Genomic DNA, 23,797 nt, shown 5'->3' with positions numbered 1-23,797 from the left:
TCAACGGCGGGACAGCATGAAAACCTATCTCCTCTACTCGCTCGCCGCCCTGTTCGAGATCGCCGGCTGCTTTGCCTTCTGGGCCTGGTGGCGGCTGGAAAAGCCGGCTCTGTGGCTGGTGCCGGGTATGGTATCGCTCGCGCTGTTTGCCTGGGTGCTCACCTTCGTGCCGAGCGATGCGGCCGGGCGGACCTACGCCGCCTATGGTGCAATCTACATCCTGGCTTCCATCCTCTGGCTCGCTGGCGTCGAGAACCGGATGCCCGACCGCTGGGACTTGATCGGCACCACCGTGTGCCTCCTCGGCGGCGCGATCATCCTCTTCGGTCCCCGCAGCGCCTGATCCGCTTGACGTCTGCCTACCCCAGTGCCATCTAATCTTGCATGTGCGGACGCTACGCCCTGACGGCGACTTCTGAGGAAATTCTGGAGGTCATGCAGGCGCTGGGGGAGGAAGGTTTCCCGGCCCGCTACAATATTGCCCCGACGCAGCCGATCCTGATCGTCATGCAGAACGAGCATGTGAAGCCCGGCAGCAATCTTCCGCCACGTCGCGCCGTACTTGCCCGGTGGGGCCTGATTCCGGGCTGGGTCAAGGATATCAAGGACTTTCCCCTGATGATCAACGCCCGCTCCGAGACGGCGGCCGAAAAGGCGTCGTTCCGGGCCGCCATGCGTCACCGCCGCGTTCTCATTCCGGCCTCCGGTTTCTACGAATGGCGCCGGCCGCCAAAGGAAACGGGACTGCCTTCACAGCCCTTCTGGATCCGCCCGAAGAATGGGGGCGTCATCGCCTTTGCGGGACTGATGGAAACCTACGCATCTGCCGATGGCTCGGAAGTCGATACCGCGGCGATCCTGACGACTGCTGCCAATCACGCCCTGCGGCCGATCCACGACCGCATGCCCGTCGTCATCGCGCCGGAGGATTTCGATCGCTGGCTGGATTGCAAGAACGGTGAGCCACGCCACGTGGCGGATCTGATGCGGCCGGTACAGGACGATTTCTTCGAGGCGTTTCCGGTATCAGATCTGGTCAACAAGGTGTCCAACATGGGCAAGGATCTGCAGAAACCGGTCGCGGTGGCACAGCCGCAGGAGAAGCCGCCAAAGGCATCCGGCAGCAGCGGCCAGATGTCGCTGTTTTGATCCGTTCCGACCGCGTCACACCATCCAGCCATCGAATCACGTCCTGAACGGATTTCCCCATGAACCTGATATCCGCCGGTTTTTCCGGCTTTGCGCTGGGCGGCTCGCTGATCGTGGCGATCGGCGCTCAGAATGCGTTTATCCTGCGCCAGGGGCTGATCCGCAGCCATGTCTTCGTGCTGTGCCTGATCTGTGCGGCATCCGACGCCTTGCTGATTGCAGCTGGCGTCGGCGGGCTGGGAACGATCGTGTCGCAGTCGCCTCTGCTGATCTCGGTGGTGACGCTCGGCGGCGCGCTGTTCCTTGCCACCTATTCGGCCATGGCATTCCGGCGGGCGGTAAAGCCCGGTGCGATGGTCGCCGGCGCGCCTGAGGGCATGGCACTGAAGGCGGCGGTGATGACCTGTCTCGCCTTCACATTTCTAAACCCGCATGTCTATCTCGATACGGTCGTGCTGCTCGGCAGCCTGTCTGCGGCCTATCAAGGCCTGGAAAGGGTAGCCTATGGCGTGGGCGCGGTGATCGCATCCTTCGCCTGGTTCTTCGGCCTCGGCTACGGCGCCCGCTATTTGGCGCCGCTATTTGCCAGACCCGCCGCGTGGCGGGTGCTGGATGGCCTGATCGGCGTTGTCATGGGGTTGCTCGCGCTCGGGCTTCTCATAAGCTTCCTGCGCAGCGCCTGAGACGGATCAGCGAGCCGGGCTGAGCGTTGGCTTGCGCTTCAGCATCATCGCCGCAGCAGCAACGGCTTTGAGGCCGAGCGGACGGTAGTGGCTGGAGAGGTCCGGCTTGGTCTCGATGTTGGTTTTGTTGGTTTCGCTGCTCACGTCTGTCTCCTCACGAATCTCTGTTCCGCTCAAGGGCGGGCCGGCGCATTTCGCCGCCAATCCGGGCGGAATCATGGCTGCGGCTTTACGATGCGATAGAGAAACAATGGACGCGCCAACTTGCCGCAAGCTGGGGCTGCGACGCAACAATTCGTGTGCGCCGCAGCATCAGTCGCAAGGGCAGGACGATCAGACGTGCGTGCGCTCGTCCTCGATGGTGATCGTGCCATAACGCTTTTTCCACGCACGGGCAGAAAACGGCAGAACACAGAGATAGGCAATCGCGGTGACTGCCAGGATTTCCCAGGTGTAGCTCATCAAGAGGCCGACATAGAGAACGGCCACAAGCATGATCGGCAGCATCAAGTCACGGCGGATGCGGCCCGACTTGCCCGACCAGACCGGCAGACGCGAGACCAACAAGAAGCCGATCAACAGCGTGTAAAGAACGCTGGCATACACGAAGAACTTCGTCTGTTCGACGCCGAGAAAACCGAGATAGACCGGCAGAAGCACCAGAAGCGCACCCATGGGCGCCGGAACGCCCACAAAAAACTCCGACTGCCAGGGAGCCTTGATGCCGCGGTCTTCCATTACGTTGAACCGAGCAAGCCGCAGGCCAGCCGCGATCGCATAGAGAAGTGCAGCTATCCAGCCGAAGGATTTCGCTCCGTCCAGCAGAAACGCATAGGAGACGAGGACGGGCGCAACGCCGAAATTGATGATGTCGGCGAGCGAATCCATCTGTACGCCGAATTTCGACGTGGCCTTCAGAAGCCGTGCGATCCGACCATCGATCCCGTCGAGGAAGGCTGCCAGCAGCACCATCGCGACAGCTAGCTCGAACCGTCCCTCGAAGGCAAGTCTGATCCCGGTGAGGCCGGCGCAGATCGCCAGCACCGTGATCAGGTTGGGGATCATCAGGCGGACCGGGATCTCGCGCAGGCGCGGACCACGGGCCTCGTCGGTCGTATGGTTCTGTTCCGGCGGCGAGACGGGCGTCTCCATCAGATGATCTCCTTGCGTTTAGTTAGGCACGACGGCCGATGGTCGGTCCCTTGGCGGAGCCGAATTCGGCCAATACGGTTTCGCCGCCGACCGCTCTCTGGCCAACCACGACGCGCGCCTGGCCACCGGCCGGAACGAAGACGTCGAGGCGCGAACCGAAGCGGATCAGGCCGAAGCGCTCACCGGCGCTGACCGGCTCGTTGGGCTTGACCCAGCAGACGATGCGGCGTGCCACGAGACCGGCGATCTGTACAACGCCGACGCGGCCGTGCGGGGTGTCGATGACAAGCCCGTTGCGCTCGTTGTCGCTGGACGCCTTGTCGAGTTCCGCGTTGACGAACTGCCCTTCGCGATACTCGATGCGTGTCACCTGGCCCCGAACAGGGGCGCGGTTGATGTGGCAGTCGAACACGTTCATGAAGACCGAGATGCGCAGCATCGGCTCGATGCCGAGATCCAGTTCGGCCGGCGGCACGACCAGAGCAACATGGCTGACGCGGCCGTCGGCAGGGCTGATGACGAGATCGTCATCCTGCGGTACGACCCGTTCCGGATCGCGGAAGAAGTAGGCGCACCAGAGCGTCAGCACCAGGCCGATCCAGAACAGCGGCTCGGCGAAGTAGCCGAGGATCAGCGAGACGACGAAAAAGATGACGACGAAAACGTAGCCTTCCTTGTGGATCGGCACGAGCGTGTTGCGGATGGTGTCGAAAAGATTGATCAACCCTTGGTTCTCCTCAATGGTCTGTGCTGCCTGCCTATAGAAAAACCCTATTTGCGGCAATCCGGTTCCGTCGATGCGCCCGTGACGTCATACAACTTCCCGGTATAATTGACGGAATACACCGTTTGAAGCGCCCAGCGACCTCTGCTTGAACGCGGTTTATCCCTGACGCGTCAGTTTCCCAAAGGCCGAGCCTCGTCTTCTGACACTCGCCGACGCGGTGCATTGCCGCAGATGTCTTCGCCTCAGCGAACCGCCTCAGGGTCTACCCAGCCCATCCAGGTCGAGAAGGCGAGCAGAGGCGAGCCGTAGAAGACCAGCACCAGCATATAGATGATGGCGATACCGCCGAGTACCAGCATCCGCCTGTTCGTATATCGTCTCATGCTGTTCTCCTGTTATTCTGCTGCCGTTACTCAGCAGCAGGTGCGCCGCGACGGACGATGCCGAGATCGTCGTTCTCGCGCACCTTCTTCAACTGCTCTTCCGCTTCCGTCGCCTCGCGCTGACGGTTCCACATCGAGGCGTAGAGGCCTTCCCGCTGCAGCAGCCCCAAATGGGTGCCGCGCTCGGCAATCTGGCCGTCGCGCAGAACGATGATCTCGTCGGCATTGATAACCGTCGAGAGGCGGTGGGCGATGACAAGCGTCGTCCGGTTCTTCGAAACGAGATCGAGTGCGGACTGGATCTCGTGCTCGGTCGTCGTATCGAGCGCCGAGGTCGCCTCGTCGAGAATGAGGATCGGCGGGCTCTTCAAAACCGTGCGGGCAATCGCCACGCGCTGCTTTTCGCCGCCCGAGAGTTTCAGCCCGCGTTCGCCGACCTTTGTCTCGTAGCCATCCGGCAGAGCCTTGATGAACCGGTCGATCTGAGCGATCTCGGCCGCCGCCTGGACTTCGGTATCCGAGGCACCCGGCCGGCCGTAGCGGATGTTGTAGACGACCGTGTCGTTGAACAGCACCGTATCCTGCGGCACCATGCCGATGGCGGAGCGCAGCGACTTCTGCGTCACGTTGCGCACATCCTGGCCGTCGATGGTGATCGATCCGCCCTGGATATCGTAGAAGCGATAGAGCAGGCGCGAAATGGTGGATTTGCCGGCACCCGATGGACCAACGATCGCAACCGTCTTGCCAGCTGGCACGTCGAAGGAGATGCCTTTAAGGATCGGTCGTGCCGGATCATAGGAGAACTGCACGTCGCGAAAGGCGATGGCGCCTTTTTCAGGTCCCTGTCCGATGACAAGATCCTTCGCGTCCGGCCGGTCCACGACTTCTGCTTCGACTTCCAGAAGGTCGAACATCTGCTCGATATCGGTCAGCCCCTGGCGGATTTCGCGGTAGACGAAGCCGATGAAATTAAGCGGAACCGCGAGCTGCATCAGCAGCGCGTTGACGAACACGAAATCGCCAATCGTCTGGTCGCCGCGCTGCACGGCAAGCGCCGACATGATCATGATCACGGCCTGTCCCAGCCCGAAGATCACGCCCTGGCCGAAGTTCAGCCATCCGAGCGAGGTCCAGACGTCGGTCGCGGCCTTTTCGTAGCGCTCCATGGAGGAATCGAAGCGCTTGGCTTCCATGTCCTCGTTGCCGAAATATTTCACCGTCTCGAAGTTCAGAAGCGAATCGATGGCTTTTGTGTTCGCCTCGGTATCGTTGTCGTTCATCGTCCGGCGGATGGAGATGCGCCAGTCGCTGGCCTTGATCGTGAACCAGATATAGGCAGCAACCGTGACAGCCGTGACGGCGAGGTAGGCGAACCCGTAGGCGGCCCAGAATATGATCGCCGTCAGCAGGAATTCGATCACCGTCGGCACCGAATTGAGGATGGTGAAACGAACGATCGTTTCGATGCCCTTCGTGCCGCGTTCGATGATGCGCGACAGGCCGCCGGTCTTGCGTTCGAGATGGAAGCGCAGCGAAAGCTGATGCATGTGCACGAAGGTCTTGTAGGCAAGCTGGCGCACCGCGTGCTGGCCGACCGAGGCAAACAGCGCGTCACGCAGCTGGTTCAGACCCACCTGCAGAATGCGGGTAAAGTTGTAGGCGACGACCAGCACGACGGCGCCCAGCAGAAAGACCGGCAGGATGCCCGCCATGTCGAGCTTGCCGTTTAGCGCATCCGTCGCCCACTTGAAGAAATAGGGGACAGAGATCAGCACCAGCTTTGCCAGCAGCAGAAACACCGTCGCCCAGATGACGCGCGCTTTCAGATCCGCGCGTCCGACCGGCCACATATAGGGCCACAGGTTGACGAGTGTGCTGAAGGGATTGCCGCTATCCGCAGATACGGTCTTCTTTTTTGCTGCCATGGATTTTACCTGAATCTGAGGGCGAAGAAACGCCTTCCCGGCAAATAGGCTGCGCAGGGCCATGTTGCAAATGAAACTCGCATGAAACCTCATCTGGCCTCATCGGTCGAAAGTAGGTATGACTACGGAGTGTATAAGTCCGAATTGCGAGGCGGAGGAGGTCTGGCTATTCGAGGGAAGCTCGCATTGGGAGGAATATCATGCGCTTCAAGACGATTGCCGTTGCGACTGCCCTGAGCACTCTTCTGTGGGGAGCCTCGGCCGGCGCGGCTTTCACTGCCTATACGGTGGTCAAGCATGTACCGCATCTGAATATACTGGAAACGGTCACAGCACTTGTCGAGCGCAACAGTCTTTCACTGCACGTTGCCGCCCATTCACTGGCAGTCACGCCGTCGCAACTGATGATCAGCGATCGGTCGTAAGTCTGTTTTTCTGCAGAGTGTTGCACCGATAGCCGCCGCCGCGACGTGAAGCTCAACCTCCCGCATTCCCGTGATGAGCACAGGAATGTGGAGATTGGGGAACCCGAAGCATTGGCCCTGCGGTTTTAAGTCGTTTTCAGGAGAATTGGGGCTGCGTCATCATTTGCGATGCTGGATCCGTTCGCGGTGCAGCTCTTCCGAATCCGGCCGGAACTCCTCCGGTACGCCGAAGATCTGGCCGGGCTGGATGATGTCGGGGTTGCGGATCTGATCCTCGTTGGCGAGGTAGATCGTCGTGTAGCGCACGCCCTGGCCATACATCCGGCGCGAAATCTGCCACAGCGTATCGCCACGTCGGATGATCACCGAATTGCGTTCGCTTTGCGTCAGTGGCGCCTGCTGGAACGTCTTTGTGCCGTCGACGCCGGTGGCGGGAGCAGCCGGCGTGCCGGCCATTTCCTGTTCGTTGCCACCATCCATCTGCCGTGCCATGGCGGGCCCGACGGCGCGGGCGATCATGGCACCGAGGTCCTTGAGGGCTGCGCCAACGGCGGCAACGTCGTTTGGAACCTTGTCGAGTGCGGCAAGTGCTGACGCTGCATCCTTGGCGGCATTGTCGGCAACGGAGCGGGCGGAAACGGAAGCGTCGGCCGGCAGGCGGTATTCGGTCAAAGACTTGAGCGTAATCGATGTGGACGAACGTGCCGCCGCCATCTGTTCGCCGCTCGGCACCTTGCCGTCGGCGTAGAGGTTCTGCAGCAGGTTGAAGGCGCGTACCACTTCGTTGCGAAGCTTCTCGAAGGCGCCGCCATCGATCGTCGACATCGGGCTTGAAACTGCGGGGGCTGCGACTGCCGCCACCTGTTCGCCGGCCGGACGGTTGAACGGAACCTCGACCATGACGGTGCGCTGGCCGGCACCGTTCAGTGCCTCGACGCTGATCCGGTGATCACCGACCGAAAGCTGCGTGTTGCCCTCGATGACGAAATGGCCGTTGCCGCCTGCGCGCGACTGGCCGACGGGCTCGCCGTCGACAAGACCGCGCACCGTGACACCCGAGCGGGCGATGCCGGCGATAAAGATTTTCGAGCCTTCAAGCTCGACGGCGGTGATCTGCAAATCCGGTGTTCCAGCCGGAGCAGGCGTCGCGTCGGGAGCCGCGGTCGAGGACGGAGCAGAGACGTTTGGCGCGCTGGATGCGATCTGCGACGATGCCTGCGGCAAGGCCGGAGTGACGGCTGGCGTCTGAGACTGACCCGCAGCCGTCTGGCCTGCAGTGGACGGCGCAGCGTCAGGGCCAGGGGGTGTCGGTGATGTCGCGGCATTCGGTGCGGCAGGCGCAGACGCGTTCGGCGTCGCGATGACCCGGCTCGCTTTGCCCGGCGTCGTCACCATGGCAAGCAGCTTGCCGGTCTTCGGATCGCTGGGTACGGAGACCGTCGCGGTCTCGTCCGAGACGACCGTCTTGCCGTCCTTGCCGGTGGCCTTGAGAACCAGCTGGTGATCGCCCGGCGGCAAAGGTTTGTCGAGAACGGCTGCAAAATCGCCGCTCGGGCCGACGTCGATCTTGGCGACGACCGAGTTGCCACTGGAGATTTCGAGTGTCGAATTGGGCAGCGCGCGGCCGGCAATCACGGCCGAACCGTCGGGCTCGACGCGCAGCACGTCAAAGGCGGGCTTGGCTGGCGTCTGGGCAGCGTTCGGCTGGGCGGTGACCGGGCTTGTCGCGCTCGGTGCAGCTGTTACTGCGGGTGCGGCCGGAGCGGAGGGCGCTGCCGGAGCGGAAGGGGTTGCCGGGGGAGATACGGGAGCGGCCGGCGTCGTCGCGGGCACGGATGCCTGCTCCTGCGGCTTCGGCGCGTCCGGAGAATTCGGTGCGTCTGTCGGCTTCACCGCCTGCTTCGTGCTCTCGACCGCGTCCTTGACCGCATCGCCGGCAGCGTTGATCGCATCGCCGAGCGGTTTGGCATCATGATTGATCCGCGGCAGCACGAAAAAGACCATCAGCAGCGATGCGATGGCGAGTACGACCAGAGCGAGCCAACCGGCGCGGTTTTTCATGAGCAAAGCCTTTTCCCGATGGACCCTCCATCGTCTTTCCGGATTATCCGTTTCCTCTAGTCATAACAAGCTTTTCCAGTGTTTCAGCCTTGCTCTGCGCAGTATTTCCAGCCAAATCTCGTGGTTGGTGCTTTGCGTGCCAACCCTTTGAAGTGCCCGATGGAGAAAACTGTGCCAATACGATCCATATGCGTTTACTGCGGCTCGCAGCCGGGGCGCGATCCCGCCTATATCCAGGCCGGCCGCGCGCTCGGAAAATCCATTGCAGCCCATGATCTCAGGCTGGTCTATGGCGGCGGCACCAAGGGCATCATGGGTGCGGTTGCCGCAGGCGTTCTGGCGCATGGCGGCAAGGTCACGGGCATCATTCCGGACTTTCTTGTCGATATGGAGGCAACCCGCCATTCGCTCGGCCAGCTCGACGAACTGATCGTGACCAAGGACATGCATGAGCGCAAGCACAAGATGTTCGAACGCTCCGATGCCTTCGTCACTCTGCCTGGCGGCATCGGCACTCTGGAAGAGATCGTCGAGATCATGACCTGGGGCCAGCTCGGCCGTCATGAGAAGCCGATGGTGTTTGCCAATATCGGCGGGTTCTGGGATCCGATGCTGTCGCTCGTCACCCACATGCGCGAGGAAGGCTTTATCCACCGGGCGCATCTGGTGCAGCCGCTTGTCATCGCTGAAGTCGATGACATCGTGCCGGCCATTCTCGACCGCGACGAACAGCAGTCCGCGTCAAAGGGCGAAGCCGCCGTCATTTCGAAACTCTAGGGTTTCAGGCTCCCGCCGAGGGTAGGGAACAGGAGCACCGCATGCCAGACTGGAATATCCTGTTCGCCTTCCTTGTGACGACGTCCATCTTCGCGTTCATTCCGGGACCCGCGATGCTTTACGTAGCGGCCCGCACGATCGCTGCCGGCCGCAAGGCGGGCATGATGGCGGTGCTTGGCGTCCATCTCGGATCCTACGCCCATATCATCGCTGCAGCAGCTGGCCTTTCGGTTCTCTTTCATGCCGTTCCGGTGGTTTATGCACTGGTGAAGCTTGCAGGCGCGATCTACCTGGTCTGGCTCGGCATTTCCCTGTTTCGCGCGAAGGCTGCGGGTTCAGGCGATCTGCAGGCGGAGACGCCGAGATCCGCCCGAAAGGCATTTGCCGAAAGCATCGTCGTCGAGGTTCTCAACCCGAAGACGGCGATCTTCTTCCTGGCCTTCCTGCCGCAGTTCATCGACAGCGCAGCCAGCTTTCCGGTCTGGGTTCAATTCGTGGTTCTGGGACTGGCCGTCAGCGTGATCTTCACGATCGCCGATGTTTTCGCCGTTGCTCTTGCCGGGTTGGTGATGGCACGGCTCAACCGATCGAGCACGGCGCAGAAGCTTGCCCAACGCGCAGGCGGGACCATCCTGGTTGGTCTCGGCGCGCATCTCGCGCTGCAGAGAAGCTAGGCCTCAGTCGACGATGAAGAGCTTGGCGCCCAGTGTCGTCGAGGACCGGTGCGGTTCGGCGCTGTCGGCCACCTGATAGCTCATGCCGGCCTTCAGCACAAAGACGCGTCCGTCGGCAAGTTCGGTCGTCATCTCGCCTTCGAGGCACAGCAGGATATGGCCTTTCTCGCACCAGTGGTCGGCGAGATAGCCCGGCGAATGCTCCACCATCCGCACCCGGATTGGTCCGAAATGGCGGGTGCGCCAGGTCGAGTGTCCGGTGTCACCCTTGTGGACGGTCGGCTCGATCTGCGACCAGTCCGTCGTGCCGAAGGGGATATCTGACATCTGCATGAACGAAATCTCCTGATGGGCGGTCAGCGGCTGCGAAGGTCCCGCAGCATCGCCAGCGTATAGACCGCAAGTGCCGACCAGATAAACACGAAGGCTGTGAGCTTGATGCCGCTCAACGGCTCCTTGAAGATAAACACGGCGGTCAGAAAGATCATCGTCGGTGCGATATACTGCATGATGCCGATGGTCGAAAGCTTCAGCAGCTTGGTGGCATTGGCATAGATCATCAGCGGCACGGCTGTCGCTATACCGGCAAAGGCAAGAAGGGCCGCATCATAGCCGACACCGTTCAGGAAGTGGCCCTGGCCCGTCGCTTCCAGCCAGATGAGGTAGGGCAGCATCGGAATGCTGATCAGAAGCACTTCGAGGAAAAACCCCTGGTTCGGACCGATCGGCAGCGTCTTGCGGAAGAGGGCATAGAAGCCCCAGGTAAATGTCAGCGCCAGCGACACCCACGGCAGACCGCCCGAACCCCAGGTGAGGATTGCGACACCGACCACGGCAAGCCCGATCGCCGCCTTCTGCATCGGCAAAAGCTTTTCCTTCAGCACCAGCGCTGCCATCAGAATGCTGAACAGCGGATTGATGAAATAGCCGAGCGCAGCATCGATGGCGCGACCGTTCGAGACCGCCCAGACATAGATACCCCAGTTTGCGGTGATGAAGGCGGCGGTGACGCAGGCCATGCCGAGCATGCGCGGCGTCCGGATCGCGGTCTTTACATCCCCGGTGCGTCCGAGAATGATCAGCACGAGGCCGGCGATCGGCACCGACCAGATGGCGCGGTGCGCCAGCACTTCCAGCGCCGGAAGATGCGCGACCGCTTTCAGGTAGAAGGGAAGGACGCCCCACAGGAGATAGGCGGTGATGCCGAAGGCAAAGCCGCGCGGCGTGTCCTCGTTCTTCGCTCCCGCGGGTTGTGCGGCGACGGGAACGGTATCGGTGGCCATCAGGGCGTTTCCGGCAATTTGTTATCGTTGGCTGGCGGGATACACCAAGGCAGAGCCCCCGGCCAATTCATTTCTGTGAAGCATGGATCAGTGGCGCGACCGATACAGCCTTCAGTTCGGCCTCAGCGTGATCACGGTCAGTTCGGAGGGCACGCCGAGCCTCAGCGCAAAACCGATCCACAGGGCCGTACCGTTATTGACATAGAGCGACATCTGATCGACGTCGTAGAGGCCGGACACGAAGCCGTTGTTGAAGCGGGCGATAAGGCGATCGAACCCCCAGATCATGCCGCCATGGGTATGGCCGGACAGCTGCAGATCGGCCCCGGCATCCGCCGAAAGCTTCGCATCGCGTGGCTGGTGGTTGAGGAGGATGACCGGAACATCAGCTGGCGCACCTGATAGCGCCTTGCCGACGTCAGGGCCTTCCAGGCCGAACCGGGTGGCGTTGAGATCGTTGACGCCGGCCAGCACCATCTGCGCACCGCCGCGCGACAGCACCACGTGGCCGTTGGAAATGGTGCGAAGGCCAAGCGTCTCGTATTGCCGCATCCAGTCGTCATGGCCGAAGTAATATTCGTGATTGCCCGGAATGGTGAAGACGCCGTCCGGAGCGCGCAGTTTGGCAAGCGGGGCAACATCCAGATTGCGGGCCTGCAGATCGCCATCGATCAGGTCGCCGGTGATGACGATGAGGTCGGCATTCTGGGCATTGGCCTTGGCTACTGTCTCTTCGACCCAGGGCGCCTGAAACAGGCGGCTGATGTGAAGATCCGTCAGCTGGATCAACCGGTAGCCATCAAACTGCGCTGGCAGGTTGGGGATGCGGATCTCCACTTCCTTGACCGGCGGCACCCGGATCGCCTGGTTGACGGCAAAAGCTGCAAGCGACATGGCAGCTGCGCCGATCCCGTAGCGCAGCCCGACCGGTATCCGGATCCGGCGCCGGCGAAGTGCTGCCGTGACAAGCGCGACCAGATCGAGCACCAGCTGAAATATGCCAAGCAACAGGATCATGCCCGCCATCCAGTTGACGATGATCATCGTCATCCGCGGCACTTCAGGCGAAAACATCGTGCCAAACACAATCCGGCTGATCAGGCTGTGCTGGAACACCACCATCAGCACGACGGCGATCGTTCCCTTCGCCCAGCGGGGCCAAGGCAGCGGCAGAAGGAAGCGGAGGACGACGTAGAGGCACAGAAGGGCTTTGGCGAGATGAAACACGTCGATGGGGCTCGGCTTCAGGAGGATGCGATAAGGCAGGGAGCCCTAACTGTGCCGGCCGGCGGTTAATCTCAACCGGCATAACGGGATGTTGATCGGGAGGGGTGAGGCATTGGCGGGAGCCGAATGCGGGGCGAGACGCCCCGCAAGCTTCGCATTTATGCCTTCCCCGCAAACCGATCCGTCGCCCGGATCAACTGATCCGTAATCCCCGGTTCCGATACGGCATGTCCAGCGCCTTCGATGATGTGGAAATCTGCGTCGGTCCAGACTTTCGACAACTGGTAGGCGTATTTGAGCGGGCAGGGCATGTCGTAACGGCCATGCACGATGATGCCCGGAATGCCCTTGAGTTTTGTCGCATCACGCAGCAGCTGGCCTTCCTCAAGCCAGCCGGCATTCATGAAGAAGTGGTTTTCAATGCGGGCAAATGCGATGGCGTAATGCTCCTCGCCGAATCCTGCGGTCAGTGCCGCATCGGGAAGAAGGGTGATCGTCGATCCCTCCCAGATGCTCCAGGCCTTGGCTGCCTCAAGCTGCGCCGCCGTGTCGGTGCCGGTCAGGCGGCGGTGATAGGCGGCCATCATCTCGTGGCGCTCGTCCTCGGGGATCGGCGCGAGAAACGCCTCGTATTTTTCGGGAAACATTTCCGAGACGCCGAACTGGTAGTACCAGTCGAGCTCGGCTTTGGTGAGCGTGTAGATGCCGCGCAGCAGCAGCTCGCTCACCCGCTCGGGATGGGTTTCAGCATAGGCGAGGCCGAGCGTCGAACCCCAGGATCCACCAAACACCTGCCACTTGTCGACGCCGACCATCTCGCGCAGCCGCTCGATATCGGCGACCAGATGCCAGGTCGTATTGGCCTCAAGGCTTGCATGCGGCGTCGACTTGCCGCAGCCGCGCTGGTCGAACAGAAGGATGTCGTAGAGTTCAGGATCAAACAGTCGCGACTGGATCGGCGTGATGCCACCGCCCGGGCCGCCATGCAGGAAGACGATGGGTTTTGCCCCCTTCGTGCCATGCCGTTCGAAATAGATCGAGTGACCGTCGCCGACATCGAGCGTACCGGTCTCAAAGGCAGTCGTTGCCGGGTAGAGCGTGCGCAGCACTTCCGTCATAGATGCAGCCCTTTCGCCGGCCAGTTTTCCGTATCGTGATCGGGGTGCTGGAAGGAGATGATCTGCTCCTGCTTCGAATAGTAGTCTGTATCGCCATGAACGGGAGCGTCGAAGATCGTCTCCACCCAGGGCAGCCGGAAAGCGTGGTTGACCTGCACCTGCGGCATCAGGTCGTCGCGCTCGTCGAAGGCACCGATCGCGATATCGAGGCTGGTCGGCGTACGATAGGTCAGCGGCGTGCCGCATTCCGCGCAAAAGCCGCGGTCGATATTGATCGACGACTGGAAATACTTCGGCTCGCCGCGGGTCCACTCGACCCCGGTCTCCGCACCTTCCTGCGGTGCTGCCACAAGCGGCCCGAAGAAACCGCCGAACGCCTTCTGGCACATCCGGCAATGGCAGATGGAGGCACGACCGAGCTGTCCGTTGATCCTGAAACGCACGGCGCCGCACTGGCACCCGCCGGTTCTCGGCTGACCGGCTTTTTCCGTTTCACTCATGCGTCGTCCTCCTTCGTCATTCCGCGATCGGCGGGAACTGGTTGCCACGTCTGTGTATCGTGATCCGGGTGCTGGTTGGAAACGATATCGGAAAGGAACGGCGCCTCGTCGATATCATCCATTGTATCGTGCCCGGGCAGGGTGTGCAGATGATCCACGAAGGGTATCTTGCCTTCGGTGCCGTACTGGACCGACGGCGGTAGCGCCGACGGATCGTCGAAAGCACCGGCCGAAACCGCGATACCGTCCGCCGCCTCATAGGTCAGCGGCGTGCCGCAATTGTCGCAGAAGCCGCGCCGCACATGGTTCGAAGAGTGAAAATATTTCGGCTGTCCGCGCGTCCACGAAAAGCCGGTGCCGCGGGTGGAGACGAGGGGCGCATAATAGGCACCGAACGCCTTCTGGCACATGCGGCAGTGGCAGATCGAGACATGGTCCGGCTTGCCTTCGAGGCGAAACCGCACGGCCCCGCACTGGCAGCCGCCGGTATGAGTGTCAGCTGTCATGCATTGCCCCTTAGGAAAGTCTTCCCGCCGCTATTGCCCACAGGATTTGGTTGGCGCTCTGCACTCATGTCATCCTCCCCTCATCGTCAGGGTGGTCCCGTGCGCAAAGCATAGGACCACCGCACCAAGGCGGCAAGCGTTAGCGCTTTACCTCCCAGGTGGTCACCCGTTCGCCGGTCTCGGAGTTCTTGCCATCCTTCAGCTGGATGCCCTTGGCTGACAATTCGTCACGGATGCGGTCGGCTTCGGCGAAGTTCTTCGCTTTGAGCATTTCGAGCCGCAGCGCGACGAGCGCATCCACCGCTTCGGCAAGCGCTCCGTCGACTTCCGTCTTTTCCGGCGCGACGCCGAGAAGGGCGGCACTGGCGGCAAACATCGGCAGCAGCGTGCTGTCGGCATTGGCTTCCTGCGCCAGTGCGTGGATGCGCTGGATCGCGGCAACCGTGTTGAGGTCGTCGGCGAGCGCGTCGAGGACGATCGGGCAGGGCTGCGTGCCCGAAGGAATTTCGGCAAGGTCGACGGCCGGCCATTTGGCAATAAGCCGCTCGGCCTCCTCGATGCGCTTGATCGAAAAGTCGATCGGTTCGCGGTAATGCGTCATCAGCATGGCGAGGCGCAGCACCTGGCCCGGCCACTTGCGGCCGCCGAATGTGTCGGTATCCAGCAACTGGTTGATGGTAATGAAATTGCCGTCGGACTTCGACATCTTGCGGCCTTCGACCTGCACGAAGCCGTTATGCATCCAGACATTTGCCATCACGTCGGTGCCGTGGGCGCAGCGCGACTGGGCAATCTCATTCTCATGGTGCGGAAAGATCAGGTCCAGCCCGCCGCCATGGATGTCGAAGACTTCGCCGAGATAGCGGCCGCTCATTGCCGAGCATTCGATATGCCAGCCGGGACGACCGCGGCCCCAGGGGCTGTCCCAGCCGGGTTCGTTGTGGGATGAAAGCTTCCACAGCACGAAATCACCCGGGTTCTTCTTGTGCGCATCAACAGCGACGCGCGCACCCGCCTGCTGCTCATCCAGCGGACGCTTGGAAAGCTGGCCGTAATCGGCCATCGACTTGGTGTCGAACAGCACTTCGCCCTCGGCGACATAGGCGTTGCCGTTGCCGATCAGCTTTTCGATGATAGCGATCATCTGCGCGATATTGTCCGTGGCGCGCGGCTCGATGCTGGGCTCAAGGCAGCCAAGGGCCGCGACGTCGTCGTGGAACTGCTTTGCCGTCTTTTCGGTCACCGCATGGATCGCATCGTTGAGCGCAAGATGCGGAAAATCGCGCAGCGCCCGGGCGTTGATCTTGTCATCCACGTCGGTAATGTTGCGCGCATAGGTCACGTGGGCGTCGCCATACACGTGCCGCAGCAGCCGGAACAGCACATCGAACACGATCACCGGCCGGGCGTTACCGATATGGGCGAAATCGTAGACCGTCGGGCCGCAGACATACATGCGGACGTTGTCGGCATCGATGGGCTCGAACGCCGTCTTCGCGCGGATCAAGGTATTGTATAGCTTGAGCGTGACGCTCATCGAAAAATCTCCCAACATCCTGACGTCGCATGCATCTATGGCGAGCGGACCAGAGCGTTTGTCTTCAAAGCTTTTCGAGAGACGAAAACGGCCAGGCCAGCGCTTTACGCTGAGCGAATAATGATCCCGCAGATGGAAATCGCCGTGTTCATCCGTCGTTTATGGCGCGAGGCCACTGTTTGGTCAAGAGATTTGCTGATGCGTTCCCGGTCCGAAATCCCATCGAAAAGGCTGTTGAAAAGAGGTTTTCACCGCCCGCGTTTAGTTACCGGTTAATCTTAACCAAAACCTGTGTTTTGCGTTTTGTCCATTCTGCCTAATATTAGAAATCTCTGATGAAGAGTGGGAGGCAGGGTCATGGACGTAAGAACGACCTTCGTGGGAAAGCCGCTTGATCCGGGTGAGCTGGAACGGCTGGCGCGAATATATAACGTCGCGCGCTGGATGACCGGTCGCTCCAGGCACGATCCGTCCGCCGCAAGGCTGGCGGCCATGGCAATCCGCTTCTACCAGCTCGGCGTGCGCGACGACGATGTTCTTCTCGAAAAGGTGCTCAGCACCCATTCGGCTCTCACGAGCAACTGAGATGTCCGAACGGCGTGCGACCTAATTTCGGGTTCCCGCCCACACGCGTGACAACGTCTTGCGCGCCAGGAATGCGGTGACGGCAACCGCAACAAGGATTACGCCGAGGGCTGCGAGCATGTGAACATGCAGTCTCAAATGTCCAAACAGCGCCTCGACCGCGTTGCCGAACAGGTACCCGATCGCCGTTATCCCGACGCCCCAGACGAATGCGGCGATGAGATTGAGAAAGAAGAAGCGAAGAGGCGAGATGCCGGAAAGTCCGATCATCAAGGGACTGACGGTGCGGATGCCGTAGATGAAACGGAACGAGAGGATGAAGCCCGTCGGATGCGCAGCAAGCAGGGTGCGGACGCGTTCTGCAGCCTTTACCCGCATCATCCGCTGGACGATTGCCAAGCGGTTGGCGTGGCGGCCCGCAAAAAACAGCGCCTGGTCAGCGATCAGCGATCCCAAGAACGCACCCGCCGCGGCCTGCCAGTAGGGCATGAGGCCGCGGTGGGAAATCACGCCGCCGAGAAACGCTGCCGTCTCGCCCTCGACAGCCGCTCCCAGAAACACGGCCACCGGTCCATACTCACCGATCAACTGTTCCAGGCTCATGACTAGATTCCCCCCAAACGTCCGGGCTGTCGGTCTATCCGGTTATTCCGGCATTCTGAAATCGACGAACCGGTTTTCGCGCACCACGAACATGCGGCCGCTATCGGTAAGCTCTGGCGAGGCGAGGAAGAGGATCTTCTGCGCCACCTCTGAAGGGTGCGGCAGCGTTTCCGGATCTTCGCCAGGCACGGCCTGCGCCCGCATCGCGGTCCTCGTGGCGCCCGGGTTGACCATGTTGACCTTCAGCGACGTGTGGGTGTTTTCCGCAGCCCAGATGCGGCCCATGGTTTCCACAGCCGATTTCGAGATCGCGTAGGCACCCCAGAAGGCCGGCGCCTTGGCAGCAGCGCCCGACGAGAAGAGCAGGGCACGACCGGCATCGGATCGCACAAGCAGCGGCTCCACCGATCGGATCAGCCGCCACATCGAGGTGACATTGGTCAGCATCACCTTTTCGAACACTTTCGCCTCGATATGCCCGAGCGGCGAAATTGTACCAAGGATGCCGGCATTGGCGACAAGGATGTCGAGCTTGCCCCACCGTTCGAAGATCGAGGCACCGAGGCGGTCGATCGCCTCCATGTCGGTCAGATCAAACGGTACGAGCGTTGCCGAACCACCGACGGCCTTGATCGCGTCATCCAGCTCTTCCAGCCCGCCGACGGTGCGTGCGGTGGCGATCACATGCGCGCCGGCCTTTGCCAGCTCCAGTGCCGTGAAGTAACCGATGCCGCGCGAGGCGCCGGTCACCAGCGCAATCCTACCCTTCAAGTCGATCGTCATTGTTCCATCCCTGCCAGTCGCGACCAAAAAAGAAGGCCGCGTTCCCGCAGCCTTCTAAAACGTTCATGATCGATTGAAAACCATTCAGCCGTTGCTGGCCAGAAGCGACACCTTGCGGCCGACGGCTTCGCCGTCCTTGTCGAGAAGACGCGTCGGGTAGTCGCCGGTGAAATAATGGTCGGTGAACTGCGGCCGTGCATCGTTGCGGTCTTCGCCGCCGACGGCGCGGTAAAGCCCGTTGATCGACAGGAATTCGAGCGAGTCCGCGCCGATATATTTGCACATCGCTTCGAGGCTGTCGTACTGGTTGGCCAGCAGCTTTTCCCGGTCCGGCGTGTCGATGCCGTAGAAATCGGGATAGTAGATCATCGGGCTTGCGACGCGCAGGTGAACTTCCTTGGCGCCGGCATCGCGGATCATCTGGACGATCTTCAGCGACGTGGTGCCGCGCACGACCGAATCGTCGACCAGCACGACGCGCTTGCCCTCGATCATCGCTCGGTTGGCGGAGTGCTTCAGCTTCACACCGAAAGCGCGGATCTGCTGGGTCGGCTCGATGAAGGTGCGACCGACATAATGGTTGCGGATGATGCCGTATTCGAACGGAATGCCGCTCTCCTGGGCGTACCCAAGAGCTGCCGGCGTGCCGCCATCGGGAACCGGCACGACGACATCAGCTTCGACAGGCGCTTCCTTGGCGAGGTTGATGCCCATGTTCTTGCGCGCCACATAGACCGAGCGGCCGCCGACAACGGAATCGGGACGAGCGAAATAGACGTATTCGAACAGGCAGAGCCGTTCCGGCTGGCCATTGCCGGCCTTGCGGGCATCGATCGAGATCGAGCCGTCTGACTGGATCTCGCAGATGATTACTTCGCCGTTTTCGACGTCGCGGATGAACTTGGCACCGATAATGTCGAGTGCGCAGGTTTCGGAGGCAAACACAGGCTTGCCGTCGAGTTCGCCCATCACGAGGGGACGGATACCGGTCGGATCACGCGCCGCGATCAGCTTGGTGCGGGTGATGGCAAGCATCGAATAACCGCCTTCCATCTGCCTGATGGCATCAATGAAGCGGTCTGCGGTGGAGGAGTAGCGCGAGCGCGCGATGAGGTGAAGGACGACTTCCGTATCGGATGTCGACTGACAGATAGCGCCGCCGGCGATCAATTGCCGGCGCAGCGTGAGACCGTTGGTGAAATTGCCGTTGTGGGCAATCGCGATACCGCCGACTTCCAGTTCCGCAAACAGCGGCTGGACGTTGCGAAGAGCGACTTCGCCGGTTGTTGAATAGCGGTTGTGGCCGATCGAGATATTGCCGGGAAGCTTCGCGAGCGTGACCGGGTCCGTATAGTGATCGCCGACCAGGCCCATCCGGCGCTCCGAATGGAAGCGCAAACCGTCGAACGAGACGATACCGGCGGCTTCCTGACCGCGATGCTGCAGGGCATGCAGGCCGAGCGCCGTCAGCGTTGCCGCATCCGGGTGGCCGAGGACGCCAAAGACGCCGCATTCTTCATGAAGGGTGTCTTCGTCCCATACGTTGGAGCGGTTGACATCGAATGTTTGCGATCCCGGCTGCTGCATCTGGCCGTACCCTTTCAGGAAAAATGGAAAGGCTGGCCGGGGGAGATTTCCCCCGGAGACCAGCCCGTCTATCATCAGATTTCGAATGTTACCACAAATGGTGATGGTGTGCGCTGCATCAAGCGCAACACAGCGTCAATTATTTGTAACCGGTGCGTCTTCGGCCGGCGTCTGGTCGGTACCAACAGCGCCATCGGCCGGCGCTTCTTCCTTGCCGAGGATACGGGCGCGGATCTGCGGCTCGATATCGGCGGGCAGCACGGCTTCGAGGCGACCGACCAGCGTATCGAGGAACGGCTTCGACTTGGCGTTGGTGACCCAGGTCGGCTGGGCACTTTCAGCGACCAGCCAGTTCCAGAAGGCAACGGCCACGACGAGAAGCAGGATGCCGCGGGCAGCTCCGAACAGGAAGCCGAGCGTGCGGTCGAGCGCACCGATGCGGCTGTCGATGATGAAGTCGGCAATTCTGGATGTGATGAAGGAGATGATGATCAGCGCCACGAGGAAGATGACGCCCGCCGAACCGGCAATGGCGATGCGGTGATCGGATGTGTACTTTTCCGCGTAAGGGACAAGCAGCGGGTAGAGATAGTAGGCGGCGGCAATGGCGCCGGCCCAGCTTGCGATCGACAGGACTTCGCGGGAGAAGCCGCGAACCATGGCAAGCACGGCCGAAAACAGGGTGACGCCGATGACAATACCGTCGAAGATGGTGATGGGCATGTAAACTCTACTCCAGAACCTGCCGTTGCATGCCTGCCGTCTTGGTGAAGCCAATGTGGGCCAGCCGTTTTCGTGCCTTAGATGAGGGCGGAGTTTCCAGCCTGATCCAGAGCGTCGAGCGCGTGTCTTACATCAGCCGTGGCGTTAACGGAAGATCAATCATCTTCCTCCTGCTTCCCCAGTTTTTTGACCGAACCGGCGATGCGCGACACCAAATCCGGCAGGTCCTCGATCATCGTCCAGCGGGCGCTGGAACCCTTCGGCAGCTCGGCGGATGTGGCGGGCAGCATGGCACCGGAAAAGCCGAGCTTTTCCGCTTCCTTCAGGCGCTGCGCCGTCTGCGAGACGGGACGCACCGCGCCGGAAAGACTGATCTCTCCGAAGAACACATGGTCGGCCGGAAGAGCGATGCCGGCAAGCGAAGAAACGAGCGCGGAGGCAATCGCCATATCGGCTGCCGGCTCCGAAATGCGGTAGCCGCCGGCAACGTTCAAATAGACGTCGTGCTGTCCGAGACGCACGCCGCAATGGGCTTCGAGAACCGCAAGGATCATCGCGAGACGCGACGAGTCCCAGCCGACCACCGCGCGGCGCGGCGTGCCGAGCGAGGTGGCCGCCACCAACGCCTGAACCTCGACCAGAACTGGCCGTGTGCCTTCCATGCCGGCAAAGACCGCGGCGCCCGGCGACTTGGCATTGCGTTCGCCGAGAAACAGTTCCGATGGGTTGGTGACCTCGCGGAGACCCTTGTCGGACATTTCGAACACGCCGATCTCGTCGGTCGGCCCGAACCGGTTTTTCACCGTGCGCAGGATGCGGTAGTGATGGCCGCGGTCGCCCTCGAAATAAAGCACCGCATCGACCATGTGCTCGACCACCCGCGGACCGGCGATCTGGCCTTCCTTGGTGACATGGCCGACCAGCACCATGGCGGCACCCGTCTGCTTGGCAAAGCGGATCATCGCCTGCACGCCGGTGCGCACCTGGGTGACGGTTCCGGGCGCCGAATCGGCGGTATCGCTCCACAGCGTCTGGATCGAATCGATGATGACGAGATCCGGCCGCTTGCCTTCCGACACCGTGGCAAGAATGTCCTCGACATTGGTTTCGGCTGCGAGAAGCACCTCCGTATCGGCAGCTCCGAGCCGCTGGGCGCGAAGGCGCACCTGCGCGACGGCTTCTTCGCCTGAGACATAGATGATGCGATGACCACGACGCGAAAGGGCGGCCGCCGCCTGCATCAGAAGCGTCGACTTGCCGATGCCCGGATCGCCACCGATCAGCACCGCCGACCCACGCACGAATCCGCCGCCGGTGGCACGGTCGAGTTCGGAAATGCCGGTATGGATGCGCGGTGCTTCCTCGGTCTCACCGGAAAGGGCGGTCAGCGTCACGGCGCGGCCCTTTTTCGGCACCTTGCCGGGACCGGACCCGATGCCGCCCATCGGATCTTCCTCGACGATCGTATTCCACTCGCCGCAGCCTTCGCACTTGCCCGCCCAGCGGCTGTGCACCGTGCCGCAGTTCTGGCACACGAATTGAGTTTTAGGTTTTGCCATGAGATCAGGTTTCGTCAGTCTTGAAGAGGTCGGGATGAAGGTTTTGATGGCCGTGCAGGACCCGGACGATGCGGACTGCCGTTTCCGTTCGGCGGAAGTAGATACAGCGCTTGCGGTATGGGAGTGCTTTGAGACCGGGTGAGAGATTATCGCGCGGCGAACCTGGAAAACCGGTGAAGGCAATCCACGCAGCCTTTTGTGTGAGATCTCGGACGAAGTGGCCGGCCGCGACCGGATCGTCGACGGCGATGTACAGGAATATGTCGAGGAGATCCTGATCGGCCAGCGGGGAATAAATCAGCTCTTTCGGTTCAATATGCGCATCCCCCGTTCGATGATCGAATCCGCGTGTGTGTCGGCATTGTCGAAACGCACGAACTCGCCTCTCTCCAGCTGCGCATCCGCCTCGGCGATCATCGTCCTCAAGAGCTCGTCTTCGCTTCCAAGACGGCTTAGTCCCGCCGCGACGACATCCTCAGCGCTTTCATAAGCGCCCGTCTTCACCTGCTCTTGGATAAACGCCAGAGCCTCGTCATTGAGATGGATCTCGGTCATTTCGATCTCCTTTTGTTCTCATTTAGCACGAAGATATCGCCCGCGAAAGAGGGGGATCTCGGCATGCGCTTCCGCTCTCACTCGTCGGCGTAAAGATACCGTCGCTCATAACGCAGTCCGAGGCTCGTGAGGAGTTCGTAGCCGATCGTGCCGGCCGCGCGCGCGACGTCGTCGAGCGGCATGTTGGGACCGAACAGCTCGATATAATCGCCGGTGCGAACATCGCGTTCCGGCACATCGGTAATGTCGAAGATCGTCAGGTCCATGGTGACGCGGCCGACAACCGGCACCCGGTGACCGGCGATAAAACCGAAACCGCCCTCGTGAATGCTGTCGCGAAGCGGAACGCCGGAGCCAGACAGCGACCGCTTGTAGCCATCCGCATAGCCCGCCGCGACGATCGCCAGCCGGCTGTCGCGGGTCAGCCGGTGTGTGCCGCCATAGCTGACGGTTTCGCCGGTCTTGGCGCTGCGGATCTGGATGATGCGCGCCTCGGCCTTGGCCACCGGCCGCATCGGATTGCTGACGCCGCCGACGGCCTCGCCGCCATAGACGGCAATTCCTGGACGGGTGAGGTCGAAATGGTACTCGGCTCCGAGCATGATGCCGGAAGAAGCGGCAAGACTTGCCGGAATGCCTTCATAAGCCGCCGCAACCTTCTGGAATGATTCAAGCTGCTGGCGGTTGAAGGATGAGGAGGGCGTATCGCCGCTGTGCAGATGCGACAGAACGAGGACGGGCGAAAAACTCGCAGGCCGCGACACGTCGTCGGCAAAGGCGAGCGCGTCCTCAAGCGGAATGCCGAGCCGGTTGAACCCGGTATCGATATGCAGCGCGCAAGGGTGATCGCCGTGTTCTGCGGTCACCGCCATCCAGAAGCTAAGCTGCTCTTCGGAGACGAGGACCGGAACCAGCCCGTGTTCGTAGAACGTCCCTTCCTGACCGGGCCAGACGCCTGACAGGACATAGATGCGGGCATCGGGCGCATAGGTTCGAAGCGTCACACCTTCCTTAACCACGGCCACGAAGAAATCGCGCGCGCCGGCCTCGTAAAGCGCCGTACCGCAATCCTCGAGACCCAGCCCATAGGCATCCGCCTTGACCACGGCCGCAGTCGAGGCATTGCCGGAGAGATCAGCCATCTCCCGCCAGTTGTCGGCAAGCGCTACGAGATCGATGGTCAGCCGGGCAGGGGCGATATCGAATTCGTCGAAAGGCAGGGCGTCGTCGTCGAAATCTGTCATGAGCGCTCAGCAGAATGGATCGGATCGT

At 61.4% G+C, this 23,797-nt stretch carries 28 protein-coding genes; 7 read left to right on the top strand and 21 right to left on the bottom strand.

The genetic code is table 11. The features are described 5' to 3' along the window. The first annotated feature begins 16 nt into the window (after positions 1 to 16). From ACQY1J_RS15305 to ACQY1J_RS15295, 3 genes are all read left to right on the top strand, one after another. Positions 17 to 343 (top strand): YnfA family protein, encoded by a 327-nt coding sequence (locus tag ACQY1J_RS15305; protein ID WP_325261256.1) that lies wholly within the window; start codon positions 17 to 19, stop codon positions 341 to 343. A 41-nt stretch (positions 344 to 384) separates the two neighbouring features. After that, the gene (locus tag ACQY1J_RS15300; RefSeq protein ID WP_430250243.1) at positions 385 to 1,149 is read left to right on the top strand and encodes an SOS response-associated peptidase; all 765 of its coding nucleotides are present in this window, start codon (positions 385 to 387) and stop codon (positions 1,147 to 1,149) included. Between the two features lie 65 nt (positions 1,150 to 1,214). Then, positions 1,215 to 1,832, top strand: a complete 618-nt coding sequence (locus tag ACQY1J_RS15295; protein ID WP_430251956.1) for a LysE/ArgO family amino acid transporter — start codon at positions 1,215 to 1,217, stop codon at positions 1,830 to 1,832. Between the two features lie 6 nt (positions 1,833 to 1,838). On the opposite strand, the gene ACQY1J_RS15290 is transcribed toward ACQY1J_RS15295, so the two are convergent. The 5 genes from ACQY1J_RS15290 to ACQY1J_RS15270 all read right to left on the bottom strand — a co-directional run bounded on the left by ACQY1J_RS15290 (position 1,839) and on the right by ACQY1J_RS15270 (position 6,022). Then, a complete protein-coding gene (locus tag ACQY1J_RS15290; protein ID WP_165699869.1) occupies positions 1,839 to 1,976 on the bottom strand; it encodes a hypothetical protein in 138 nt (45 codons plus the stop codon). A 189-nt stretch (positions 1,977 to 2,165) separates the two neighbouring features. Further along, positions 2,166 to 2,984 (bottom strand): CDP-alcohol phosphatidyltransferase family protein, encoded by an 819-nt coding sequence (locus tag ACQY1J_RS15285; RefSeq protein WP_430250242.1) that lies wholly within the window; start codon positions 2,982 to 2,984, stop codon positions 2,166 to 2,168. A 22-nt stretch (positions 2,985 to 3,006) separates the two neighbouring features. Further along, the gene (locus ACQY1J_RS15280) at positions 3,007 to 3,708 is read right to left on the bottom strand and encodes a phosphatidylserine decarboxylase (RefSeq protein ID WP_180215429.1); all 702 of its coding nucleotides are present in this window, start codon (positions 3,706 to 3,708) and stop codon (positions 3,007 to 3,009) included. A gap of 245 nt (positions 3,709 to 3,953) precedes the next feature. Continuing rightward, positions 3,954 to 4,094 (bottom strand): hypothetical protein, encoded by a 141-nt coding sequence (locus tag ACQY1J_RS15275; protein ID WP_156461813.1) that lies wholly within the window; start codon positions 4,092 to 4,094, stop codon positions 3,954 to 3,956. Positions 4,095 to 4,120: 26 nt separating this feature from the next. Continuing rightward, complete coding sequence (locus ACQY1J_RS15270) at positions 4,121 to 6,022, bottom strand: ABCB family ABC transporter ATP-binding protein/permease (protein ID WP_430250241.1); 1,902 nt, start codon at positions 6,020 to 6,022, stop codon at positions 4,121 to 4,123. A 200-nt stretch (positions 6,023 to 6,222) separates the two neighbouring features. Here ACQY1J_RS15270 and ACQY1J_RS15265 point away from each other — a divergent pair, with 200 nt between their 5' ends. Continuing rightward, a complete protein-coding gene (locus ACQY1J_RS15265; protein ID WP_430250240.1) occupies positions 6,223 to 6,447 on the top strand; it encodes a hypothetical protein in 225 nt (74 codons plus the stop codon). A gap of 159 nt (positions 6,448 to 6,606) precedes the next feature. On the opposite strand, the gene ACQY1J_RS15260 is transcribed toward ACQY1J_RS15265, so the two are convergent. Further along, entirely contained in the window at positions 6,607 to 8,508 is a 1,902-nt protein-coding gene (locus tag ACQY1J_RS15260) for a LysM peptidoglycan-binding domain-containing protein (protein WP_430250239.1), read from the bottom strand. A gap of 159 nt (positions 8,509 to 8,667) precedes the next feature. Between ACQY1J_RS15260 and ACQY1J_RS15255 the strand changes: the two genes are divergently transcribed. Next, a complete protein-coding gene (locus tag ACQY1J_RS15255; protein WP_430250238.1) occupies positions 8,668 to 9,285 on the top strand; it encodes a TIGR00730 family Rossman fold protein in 618 nt (205 codons plus the stop codon). A gap of 41 nt (positions 9,286 to 9,326) precedes the next feature. Beyond that, a complete protein-coding gene (locus ACQY1J_RS15250) occupies positions 9,327 to 9,959 on the top strand; it encodes a LysE family translocator (protein WP_430250237.1) in 633 nt (210 codons plus the stop codon). Between the two features lie 3 nt (positions 9,960 to 9,962). On the opposite strand, the gene ACQY1J_RS15245 is transcribed toward ACQY1J_RS15250, so the two are convergent. The 7 genes from ACQY1J_RS15245 to cysS form a co-directional block, all read right to left on the bottom strand. Beyond that, positions 9,963 to 10,292, bottom strand: a complete 330-nt coding sequence (locus ACQY1J_RS15245) for a DHCW motif cupin fold protein (protein WP_430240759.1) — start codon at positions 10,290 to 10,292, stop codon at positions 9,963 to 9,965. Positions 10,293 to 10,315: 23 nt separating this feature from the next. Further along, a complete protein-coding gene (gene rarD, locus ACQY1J_RS15240) occupies positions 10,316 to 11,242 on the bottom strand; it encodes an EamA family transporter RarD (RefSeq protein ID WP_430250236.1) in 927 nt (308 codons plus the stop codon). Positions 11,243 to 11,353: 111 nt separating this feature from the next. Beyond that, positions 11,354 to 12,469, bottom strand: a complete 1,116-nt coding sequence (locus ACQY1J_RS15235) for a metallophosphoesterase (RefSeq protein ID WP_430250235.1) — start codon at positions 12,467 to 12,469, stop codon at positions 11,354 to 11,356. Positions 12,470 to 12,627: 158 nt separating this feature from the next. Then, positions 12,628 to 13,587, bottom strand: a complete 960-nt coding sequence (gene pip / locus ACQY1J_RS15230) for a prolyl aminopeptidase (RefSeq protein ID WP_092661842.1) — start codon at positions 13,585 to 13,587, stop codon at positions 12,628 to 12,630. After that, complete coding sequence (locus tag ACQY1J_RS15225; RefSeq protein ID WP_192086775.1) at positions 13,584 to 14,087, bottom strand: GFA family protein; 504 nt, start codon at positions 14,085 to 14,087, stop codon at positions 13,584 to 13,586. The genes pip and ACQY1J_RS15225 overlap by 4 nt, the downstream gene beginning before the upstream one ends. After that, positions 14,084 to 14,593 (bottom strand): GFA family protein, encoded by a 510-nt coding sequence (locus ACQY1J_RS15220; protein WP_092661846.1) that lies wholly within the window; start codon positions 14,591 to 14,593, stop codon positions 14,084 to 14,086. The genes ACQY1J_RS15225 and ACQY1J_RS15220 overlap by 4 nt, the downstream gene beginning before the upstream one ends. 139 nt (positions 14,594 to 14,732) lie before the next feature. After that, a complete protein-coding gene (gene cysS / locus ACQY1J_RS15215; RefSeq protein WP_430250234.1) occupies positions 14,733 to 16,130 on the bottom strand; it encodes a cysteine--tRNA ligase in 1,398 nt (465 codons plus the stop codon). Positions 16,131 to 16,487: 357 nt separating this feature from the next. Here cysS and ACQY1J_RS15210 point away from each other — a divergent pair, with 357 nt between their 5' ends. Further along, complete coding sequence (locus ACQY1J_RS15210) at positions 16,488 to 16,715, top strand: hypothetical protein (RefSeq protein ID WP_062453357.1); 228 nt, start codon at positions 16,488 to 16,490, stop codon at positions 16,713 to 16,715. 21 nt (positions 16,716 to 16,736) lie between these two features. Here ACQY1J_RS15210 and ACQY1J_RS15205 read toward each other — a convergent pair whose 3' ends face one another. The 8 genes from ACQY1J_RS15205 to alr all read right to left on the bottom strand — a co-directional run bounded on the left by ACQY1J_RS15205 (position 16,737) and on the right by alr (position 23,769). Further along, the gene (locus ACQY1J_RS15205) at positions 16,737 to 17,318 is read right to left on the bottom strand and encodes a DedA family protein (RefSeq protein WP_062453356.1); all 582 of its coding nucleotides are present in this window, start codon (positions 17,316 to 17,318) and stop codon (positions 16,737 to 16,739) included. Positions 17,319 to 17,360: 42 nt separating this feature from the next. Beyond that, a complete protein-coding gene (locus tag ACQY1J_RS15200; RefSeq protein ID WP_430250233.1) occupies positions 17,361 to 18,101 on the bottom strand; it encodes an SDR family NAD(P)-dependent oxidoreductase in 741 nt (246 codons plus the stop codon). An 84-nt stretch (positions 18,102 to 18,185) separates the two neighbouring features. Further along, on the bottom strand, positions 18,186 to 19,688 hold the full coding sequence (purF, locus tag ACQY1J_RS15195; RefSeq protein ID WP_062579838.1) for an amidophosphoribosyltransferase: 1,503 nt from the start codon (positions 19,686 to 19,688) through the stop codon (positions 18,186 to 18,188). A gap of 135 nt (positions 19,689 to 19,823) precedes the next feature. Beyond that, on the bottom strand, positions 19,824 to 20,411 hold the full coding sequence (locus tag ACQY1J_RS15190) for a CvpA family protein (RefSeq protein ID WP_062453353.1): 588 nt from the start codon (positions 20,409 to 20,411) through the stop codon (positions 19,824 to 19,826). A 155-nt stretch (positions 20,412 to 20,566) separates the two neighbouring features. After that, the gene (radA, locus tag ACQY1J_RS15185) at positions 20,567 to 21,970 is read right to left on the bottom strand and encodes a DNA repair protein RadA (RefSeq protein ID WP_062453352.1); all 1,404 of its coding nucleotides are present in this window, start codon (positions 21,968 to 21,970) and stop codon (positions 20,567 to 20,569) included. 4 nt (positions 21,971 to 21,974) lie between these two features. After that, on the bottom strand, positions 21,975 to 22,220 hold the full coding sequence (locus tag ACQY1J_RS15180; protein WP_430251954.1) for a type II toxin-antitoxin system RelE/ParE family toxin: 246 nt from the start codon (positions 22,218 to 22,220) through the stop codon (positions 21,975 to 21,977). Between the two features lie 47 nt (positions 22,221 to 22,267). After that, positions 22,268 to 22,525: a ribbon-helix-helix domain-containing protein gene (locus ACQY1J_RS15175; RefSeq protein ID WP_430250232.1), complete on the bottom strand. Its 258-nt coding sequence runs from the start codon at positions 22,523 to 22,525 to the stop codon at positions 22,268 to 22,270. 77 nt (positions 22,526 to 22,602) lie between these two features. Next, a complete protein-coding gene (gene alr, locus ACQY1J_RS15170; protein ID WP_430250231.1) occupies positions 22,603 to 23,769 on the bottom strand; it encodes an alanine racemase in 1,167 nt (388 codons plus the stop codon). Positions 23,770 to 23,797: the final 28 nt, after the last annotated feature.

Origin of the sequence: Neorhizobium sp. DAR64860/K0K1, from assembly GCF_050500205.1 — a bacterium.
Taxonomy (GTDB): Bacteria; Pseudomonadota; Alphaproteobacteria; order Rhizobiales; family Rhizobiaceae; genus Neorhizobium; species Neorhizobium soli.
The sequence above is the reverse complement of the archived record's forward strand: the minus strand, read 5'-3'. Positions and strand labels throughout refer to the sequence as shown.